The 7,396-nt window shown below is 44.1% G+C and carries 10 protein-coding genes; 3 read left to right on the top strand and 7 right to left on the bottom strand.

The features are described from left to right. The 3 genes from TCARDRAFT_RS15120 to TCARDRAFT_RS14735 form a co-directional block, all read left to right on the top strand. Window positions 1-271 (top strand): transposase (locus TCARDRAFT_RS15120; protein ID WP_156784713.1); only part of this gene is annotated, 271 nt, incomplete at its 5' end. Window positions 272-497: 226 nt separating this feature from the next. Next, window positions 498-710 (top strand): hypothetical protein, encoded by a 213-nt coding sequence (locus tag TCARDRAFT_RS13080; RefSeq protein WP_040683445.1) that lies wholly within the window; start codon window positions 498-500, stop codon window positions 708-710. A 66-nt stretch (window positions 711-776) separates the two neighbouring features. Next, window positions 777-1,199 (top strand): spore coat protein, encoded by a 423-nt coding sequence (locus TCARDRAFT_RS14735; RefSeq protein ID WP_198003944.1) that lies wholly within the window; start codon window positions 777-779, stop codon window positions 1,197-1,199. A 59-nt stretch (window positions 1,200-1,258) separates the two neighbouring features. Here TCARDRAFT_RS14735 and TCARDRAFT_RS13070 read toward each other — a convergent pair whose 3' ends face one another. From TCARDRAFT_RS13070 to TCARDRAFT_RS13040, 7 genes are all read right to left on the bottom strand, one after another. Next, complete coding sequence (locus TCARDRAFT_RS13070; protein WP_040683444.1) at window positions 1,259-2,266, bottom strand: chymotrypsin family serine protease; 1,008 nt, start codon at window positions 2,264-2,266, stop codon at window positions 1,259-1,261. Window positions 2,267-2,337: 71 nt separating this feature from the next. Beyond that, window positions 2,338-3,255, bottom strand: coding sequence for a patatin-like phospholipase family protein (locus tag TCARDRAFT_RS13065; RefSeq protein WP_007290446.1), 918 nt, complete (start codon window positions 3,253-3,255; stop codon window positions 2,338-2,340). Between the two features lie 101 nt (window positions 3,256-3,356). Further along, the gene (locus tag TCARDRAFT_RS13060; RefSeq protein WP_007290445.1) at window positions 3,357-4,073 is read right to left on the bottom strand and encodes a class I SAM-dependent methyltransferase; all 717 of its coding nucleotides are present in this window, start codon (window positions 4,071-4,073) and stop codon (window positions 3,357-3,359) included. A 19-nt stretch (window positions 4,074-4,092) separates the two neighbouring features. Beyond that, window positions 4,093-4,494, bottom strand: a complete 402-nt coding sequence (locus TCARDRAFT_RS13055) for a PHP domain-containing protein (protein ID WP_007290444.1) — start codon at window positions 4,492-4,494, stop codon at window positions 4,093-4,095. A gap of 28 nt (window positions 4,495-4,522) precedes the next feature. Next, on the bottom strand, window positions 4,523-5,998 hold the full coding sequence (locus tag TCARDRAFT_RS14730; RefSeq protein ID WP_007290443.1) for a sensor domain-containing diguanylate cyclase: 1,476 nt from the start codon (window positions 5,996-5,998) through the stop codon (window positions 4,523-4,525). 110 nt (window positions 5,999-6,108) lie between these two features. Next, window positions 6,109-6,645 carry a 2-oxoacid:acceptor oxidoreductase family protein gene (locus TCARDRAFT_RS13045; RefSeq protein WP_007290442.1) on the bottom strand — a complete coding sequence of 179 codons (537 nt, stop codon included), beginning with the start codon at window positions 6,643-6,645 and terminating at the stop codon, window positions 6,109-6,111. Continuing rightward, the gene (locus TCARDRAFT_RS13040; protein ID WP_007290441.1) at window positions 6,642-7,394 is read right to left on the bottom strand and encodes a thiamine pyrophosphate-dependent enzyme; all 753 of its coding nucleotides are present in this window, start codon (window positions 7,392-7,394) and stop codon (window positions 6,642-6,644) included. The genes TCARDRAFT_RS13045 and TCARDRAFT_RS13040 overlap by 4 nt, the downstream gene beginning before the upstream one ends. Between the last annotated feature and the right edge of the window lie 2 nt (window positions 7,395-7,396).

Here is a 7,396-nt window from a genome sequence, read left to right as displayed (position 1 = left end):
TAACTATGGCCTGGTTATAAAGAAAAAAGTTGAAGATGATCCGCGCAGCTTCTGTACTCCTCATCGTGGCACACGGGAATGGGAAAAACTTTATGCGGAGCGAACATCGGTAGAACGAGCATTTTCCCGATTGAAGGAGCAGCTTGGAGCAAACACGGTTCGTGTACAGGGAATTAAAAAGGTTACAGCACATCTAATGCTTTGCTGCATTGCTTTACTGGCAGGAACAATAGCGGTTAATCGCCAGATACATCAGCAAAAAGCAGCCTAATTATTGTTTTTCATCTTACTTTTTACAGAATTAGCCCACCATAGGGATAGGTCTACCCTTTTTTAGGATGATATTGGAGCATTTTTGTTAAAAATTGGCTAATTACACTAATAGCTCTTGAATTTGACATCAAAATTGCTTAAAGACATCTCTTTGTGGATAACTTGCGATTGAATTATGCAAAACTCTCAGATACATATTTAAATACATAATGGAGGTAGTCATCATGTCTTCAACCTTAAGCATAAAAGAAAAGTCGTACCTGGAAGACGCCCTGGAATTAGAAAATCTTTGTCTTGTCAAGTGTAGCGTCTATGCTGATCAATGCGAAGACAAAGAACTCAAACAATTAATGTTTGACATTACAAAAAATAAACGTCGGCGTGCCGACCGAATGAAACGTTTATTAGGACAAACCCACGCTGCCTATTATCAATAAAATTCGAAAACTAACTAAAACCCTCGCCCGAAAGGAAGTGTTTCGTCGATGCGAAGAAGTTATAGCATGAACACCATGAACCGCCTTTCTGACCGTGATATGCTCTTGGACTTACTGACTACGGAAAAGTACCTCTCCCATCTCTATGATCATGCAATTTTAGAATCTTCCACCAGCAATGTGCAAAAAACTTTTGAACAGCTTGTACAGGACGCGCACGACACTTCTCGCACCTTATTTACGGTAATGCAGGAGCGAGGCTGGTACAATGTAAAAAGAACTGCCGATAAAGCCGATAAAGAGGTGCATACTCGTAAAAGTATTCAGGAGGAAACCTTTGGCCTTTCTGCCGATAGGGACTACGCTGTGACTAGTAGAAGGCGCAAATTAGGCCGTCGCTTGGGTTATAGGCGGATGGGCAAAACGGGAGTATTTACCTGTGGCCCCAAAATCCACACTAGTATGCTGGAAGAACAAGACAGGCACTAGAAAACCAGGAAATATCCTGGTTCTTCTTTGTTTTTTCTTTTAAAAAATAAAAAAAGACACTAAAAAATAATGTTTAAAGCATCCAAGACATTGGTAATCCGGTTGAACATTGTAACTTGCTCGGAACCGGCAAAAAGCAGCCCAACGGCATAGTTGTCCTCTGTCAAAACAAGCGCCCCACTATCGCCTGGCATGCTCATAGGCCCGGCCAATACTTGGTCAGCGAAAACGCCATATTCCCTATTGTCTAAAGCAACTTTTAGGATAACATCAGTTGCCAAAACCAAGCTATGTGTTACTCCTGTACTTCTGCCACTCTTTTTAACAGCCATGCCAACTTTTACTTCCTTTACGCCGGCAATTTCTCCAAACTCAAAAATATCAGCCTGGATTATATCGTCGTTAATAGGTTTGGCAACGGCGCAATCCACAATATTAGTTTTTTCACTTTCATGTAATACTTGGATTCGGTAATGCGGTTGCAACAAGCCAATGCATTTGTTTAGCAGAGCTTCAAACATTTTGGCAATTGGGCAGTGTGGCGCCGTTGTTTCCCGCAATAGGGGTACAAACCGCACCAAGTGTCCGATAACATTATCTTGTAAGGTACCGCCGTCGTAAATTCCGGGTTGAACAATAGGGTCGCCGACCACAGCCCGCCCGTCTGCCCCATCGGTTGCATTGGCAAGCACATGGTTATTGGACAAAATTAATCGTTCACCTGTATCCCGGTCGCGTACTACGGCTCCAAATGTTCCAGCCGATACTTTGAAATGACTGATGCTAACTCCTGGTTGTGCAGGGCGCATTGGCTGTGTTCGATCGGATAATAGCCGGATATCGCCTACTTCAATCACATCTGTTGGAAGTCCGTCAATTTTTCGAGGCAACAAAGCTTTACGACTCAATTCGCCGCGTGGCAGCTTTTTACGTACAAGAAAAATAACTGACTGCTCTCCCGTATCTTCTCCCCGCACTAATTTATGACCATGACCAACGCCGAGAATGTTATCTATAGTCGTAAATTCGCGAAACAGTGATGACAAGCCTTGCTTAAGCATATCCATACCCCCCTAGCCAATCTAGTGTATGATATGCAGCAGGCCTGCCGTAGGTAACGATTTAAGCGTTATGGGAACTATAACAAAACTTTGATATCACTTAATTTTTGCCGCGCAGCTTCTTCACCTTTTGCTATACAGTGGGCGACATATCTAGAGCTTTTGAAATCAAGATCATATACAGATGGGCGAATTATCACATCAGCATATTGTTCGCCTTTTAACAAGGTCACTTCCCTACCCATGATTTCGATACATTGGATTAGAATTTCGCCAATTGTTTCAATATTGTTGATTTGTTGTCCGTCATATCCTAAATTAACAGCTATAATTACGTCAGCCCCCATATGGTGAAGGATATCGGTCGGTAAATTATTTTTGACCCCCCCGTCTACCAAATTCATGTCACGATACTTTTTGGGACAAAATATGCCTGGGATGGAGATGCTAGCGCGTACAGCCTCTGATAGAAGAGCATTGTGAATATATCTGGCATTTAGAATTTCTCGCTGTCCTGGCAAAGGAGTTGTAAAAAAAACCGTATCGGCGGAGTTAATATCCACAGCCGTAATGGCAATAGGGATTTTTGTATCGCGGACCGTTTTTTGCTGCCAGTATTTCACAAAAAACTTCTCGATTTTATCACCTTTCACCAACCCTTTAGGCAGGACGGACCAAAACCGATATTTTGGGCCAAAAAAACATTTTACGCCGTGTTTTAAAAAATCGGCAATTGTAAACTTTAAGTCTACTAGGTCACGAATCTTAATAGTTTCAGCTATGGCGGCCATATCCCGGGGCGAATAACCACAAGCATACATTGCCGCGATAATCGCGCCTGCGCTAGTTCCGGCAATCATATGAATAGGGATTTGGTTTTGTAGCAGTACATTTAAAACGCCAATATGGGCTATACCCCGCAAACCGCCGCCACTTAAAGCCAGCCCTACCTTGGGCCTGCGATTACTCTCCCGGCCATTCACTCTAACAAGCATAAAAGTTTCCACCTCACAGTCCCTCTGCTATATCCTATGAATAAGCTGAAAGACTGTGCAAAAAAACCACCTAGCATGACATAACTCAGGGCTAGGTGGTTTTAGGTTTGCTTTTCGGCCAATATGATCATCCGTGGCGCTTCTACACCATAAGTCCGATAATCGAACCCTCCGTAAGTCTGTTTAACGTAAAAACCTGCCTGCGCCAGTATTGCCGTTATTTCGGCTAAGGAATAGGCACGTAATACGAATTCGTACTGCGTTTTCGCTCCTGTTAACAGGTTAACTAGTTCTCGTTTCATAATCGCGACGCCCTGGTTAAGCTCAACTTTGTAGGACAAAACATATTCGCCGCTAGGGTGGCGCCAATATCGGTTGAGACTATTACGTACCATCCAGTCGCGATTCAGCAAATCGATCAAGAATAGGCCATGTGGACGTAACGCTTTCGCTACCCGTTTAAGAACGTCAATATTTTCAGCATCGCTAAAATAGCCAAAGGCGGCAAACATATTAATAACCGCGTCAAACTCCTCACAGTAGTCGAGTTCACGCATATCACACTGGGCAAAGGTTACTACTACTCCTTCCTCCTCTGCTTTTTGGCTCGCAATATCAAGGAAGGCCTTGGTAGCATCCACCCCGGTAACATTGAATCCTAGTTTCGCTAATTCAATGGCATGACGCCCATAGCCGCAGTAAAGGTCTAAAATTGAGGAAGTTGGCGGCAGATTGAGAACTGTTGTAATAAATTGAACTTCCTGGTCGGTTCCTGCTAACGAATAGGCCTTAAAATCTCCAAGAACATCTTGTGTCATGGTTACACCACCACTGTGTTTAATAACCCAATTTTTTAAGCAGCAAGCGCGGATTATCTTTTAGGACTGTTTCAATTAGTAGATTTTCCGCAATCCCTGCACCCTGTGCCACCTTGCGGGCAAAACCGGTGCTTAGTAAGTCGCCAGGAGTATGGGTGTCGCTATTAACAAGTAAGAGTGCTCCCGCTGCCAGAGCAGTTGTAACAACATGACCATTAGTTAGGGAATGGCCGCCACGCGATGTTACTTCTATAAAAATGTGTTGTTCTTTGGCCAAAAGCGCTTCTTCCCAATTGCTCATACTGGCGTGATCAGTTACGCCAATAGCAGCGTAACCGGCCACATGGGCTCGACGAATAAGTTCAATAGGCGATAAGACGCCATCGCTAAAAAAAGAATGGGTATGAAAATCGTAAACCATATGCACATCCTAGTAAAAGTATAGTATATTAAGAGACGTCGGGATGGTCCCTATAAAGACAAACCCGGTTTTTAGAAGTCCGTTTTGCCCTATATAACGCCATATCAGCGTGATCAATGAGTTCAGTTTCGGATTGCGCGTCATAAGGATAGCCAGCTACACCCATGCTCACTGTAAGTATTCCTCCCGGTTGAGAATGTTTATTGGCAAAGGGGTATTCGGCTACTGCCATACGGATGCGCTCAGCAATTTTGAACGCTTCGTCTACTGTCGTTTCTGGAAACAGGACGGCGAATTCTTCACCACCGTAGCGCACGACAATATCGACATCGCGACAATTTTGCCTAATGATCTTGGCTATAGTTCGGATTATATGATCACCCTGCCGATGTCCGTAAGTATCGTTATAAAGTTTAAAGTAATCAATATCAATCATTAGCAGAGATAACGGACGCTTATACCTAACCGCTCGCTTGAACTCCCGTTCAAACAATGTCTGGAAATAACGGTAATTGTATAAACCTGTAAGGCCGTCAGTGATTGCTTGAAGTTCTACACGAGATACATGATTAGCGTGAGCAATAGTCATGCTAATTTGGCTGGCAAGAGACCGTAGCAAATCCAAATCATAGTCTTGTAAGCGTTTCGCTTGATTGGTTTCAACATCCAAAACGCCTATGATTTCGTTATTGACTATAAGTGGTACCGCTACTTCGCTAACGCCATCATGGGTTCCTTTTATATAACGAGGATCATGACGAACATCAGGAACGTAAATCAATTGCCCTGTCAAAGCAGCATATCCTGTGATCCCCTTCCCTAACGGGATACGAACGTTATTGGAATATCCCCGGTGAGCCTTTATTGTTAATTCCTGGCGCTCTTTGTCTAACAGCAATATAGCGGCGCAGGTAAACCCGAGTTCACGTGTAATTCCTTCCAATATTTCGTTTAAAACTTCATTTTCATTAACTGTTTTCTGGACAATGGCAGTGATGCGATATAAGGCTGCGAGTTTCTTATGGGCCTGCTCTAAGTCCATGAGGTATAAGTCTAGTTTAGACATGGCGACACGTAACTCTTGATTAACAGTAGCGTATTGCTCAGTTATATGTAAGAATTCTTCGGTAAGGAGGGTAGTTTCCGTAATATTTCGCACGAAAATAATGGTGTTGCCTGTACTGGGGTCAGGGAAAAAATGCCATTGAAAGTATTCTTTAAGTCCACGAGCAGTGATATGCTCCAACTTGAATAATTCACGCGGGGCTCCCGAGTAGCAGCATTCCTTATAGGTATTATAAACCATATCGGCGTTCCGCATTCCAAAGATTAGTTTTACAATGCGAAACAGCTCTTTTTCGGCGAATCGTCGACACTTTTTTTCACTATATTTGGACACAACCATGTGCAAGATTTGTCCCTTAGCGTTAATAACGATAAGAGCCGAAGGTATTACGCTAGTGACAGCGGCCATCATGGCTATACATAGATCAAAGTTACCCACGCTCATACCACCCAGAATTACAGCATGTAATAAACATTCACCAAACAGAAGGAAAATCCTGCTATAAAATCATATGACCATCCACTGGCTGTGGATGGTCATATGATTTTTTATTTTTTAATACATTCGGCCCCACGGTGGATAGCTTGTTCATTAATTGCCAACAGTTCCGGTTTTTTGGCAAACATTTTTTGGAAAGCCTTTAGTACCGATGTCGTAGCAACAGCTCCCGTCGCAGCAATCAGCGCTCCTAAGACTACCATGTTGGCAACCTTGGAATTTCCTAGCTCGGCAGCAATATCATTAGCCGGGACACGATATACGGTAATATCATCGCGCTTGCTGCTCCGTTCGATAAGAGAACTATTAATAATTAACACTCCCCCTGGCAGCAGCGCAGACTCAAACTTGTCAAGTGACGGCAAATTCATAGCAACTACGGCGGTTGGTTCTGTTACGATGGGAGCGCCAATGGCTTCATCCGAAACGATAACAGAGCAATTTGCCGTCCCCCCTCTCATTTCCGGACCGTAAGAGGGTATCCATGATACTTGCTTGCCTTCAATCATCCCGGCATAGGTCACAAGCTGCCCCATTAGCATTACTCCTTGACCACCAAAGCCGGCCATAATTATTTCATGTGTCATTTTGCCACCCCCTCCGGTGTTTTAAATACCCCCAGCGGATAATAGGCCATCATATTTTTTTCTAGCCAATCTACCGCCTCGAGCGGAGTCATACCCCAGTTAGTAGGACAAGTAGATAGCACTTCAACCAGCGCAAAACCTTCGCCATTCAGCTGAATCTCAAAAGCTTTTTTGATAGCCGCTCTGGCTTTTGCCATATTAGCAGGATTGTTAACGGCCACCCGGGCAATATATTTAGCTCCGTCAAGAGTAACAAGCATCTCTGACACACGGATAGGCATGCCGGCAGTTTCTACTTTGCGGCCATATGGTGACGTGTTTGTAACTTGTTCGACCAGTGTCGTTGGCGCCATTTGCCCGCCAGTCATACCATAAATGGCATTATTGACAAATATTGTAGTGATTTGTTCGCCCCGTGCAGCGGCATGAACAATTTCGGCGCACCCAATCGCCGCCAGATCGCCGTCGCCTTGGTAAGTAAAAACTACGGCATGAGGATGCACGCGTTTTACGCCGGTAGCGACAGCGGGAGCGCGCCCATGGGCAGCTTCCAGCATATCGCAATTAAAGTACTCATAGGCTAGAACAGAACAACCTACAGGTGCTACACCTATTGCTCGGTCATGAACCCCTAGTTCATCAATGATTTCGGCCACCAGACGGTGAATAATGCCATGGTGGCATCCCGGGCAGTAATGAAAAGGTACATCGCGCAATGCTTGGGGCCTGGCAAATATTTTTTCGGCCATAT

The sequence above is a fragment of the Thermosinus carboxydivorans Nor1 genome (assembly GCF_000169155.1).
Lineage (GTDB): Bacteria > Bacillota > Negativicutes > Sporomusales > Thermosinaceae > Thermosinus > Thermosinus carboxydivorans.
The sequence above is the reverse complement of the archived record's forward strand: the minus strand, read 5'-3'. Positions and strand labels throughout refer to the sequence as shown.

Bases quoted from the DNA above. Each gene is read 5' to 3' on its own strand.
- TCARDRAFT_RS13060 (WP_007290445.1), bottom strand. From the start codon at position 4,073: ATGACACAAGATGTTCTTGGAGATTTTAAGGCCTATTCGTTAGCAGGA.
- TCARDRAFT_RS13045 (WP_007290442.1), bottom strand. From the start codon at position 6,645: ATGACACATGAAATAATTATGGCCGGCTTTGGTGGTCAAGGAGTAATG.
- TCARDRAFT_RS13040 (WP_007290441.1), bottom strand. From the start codon at position 7,394: ATGGCCGAAAAAATATTTGCCAGGCCCCAAGCATTGCGCGATGTACCT.
- TCARDRAFT_RS14735 (WP_198003944.1), top strand. From the start codon at position 777: ATGAACACCATGAACCGCCTTTCTGACCGTGATATGCTCTTGGACTTA.
- TCARDRAFT_RS13080 (WP_040683445.1), top strand. From the start codon at position 498: ATGTCTTCAACCTTAAGCATAAAAGAAAAGTCGTACCTGGAAGACGCC.
- TCARDRAFT_RS13055 (WP_007290444.1), bottom strand. From the start codon at position 4,494: ATGGTTTACGATTTTCATACCCATTCTTTTTTTAGCGATGGCGTCTTA.
- TCARDRAFT_RS13065 (WP_007290446.1), bottom strand. From the start codon at position 3,255: ATGCTTGTTAGAGTGAATGGCCGGGAGAGTAATCGCAGGCCCAAGGTA.
- TCARDRAFT_RS13070 (WP_040683444.1), bottom strand. From the start codon at position 2,266: ATGGATATGCTTAAGCAAGGCTTGTCATCACTGTTTCGCGAATTTACG.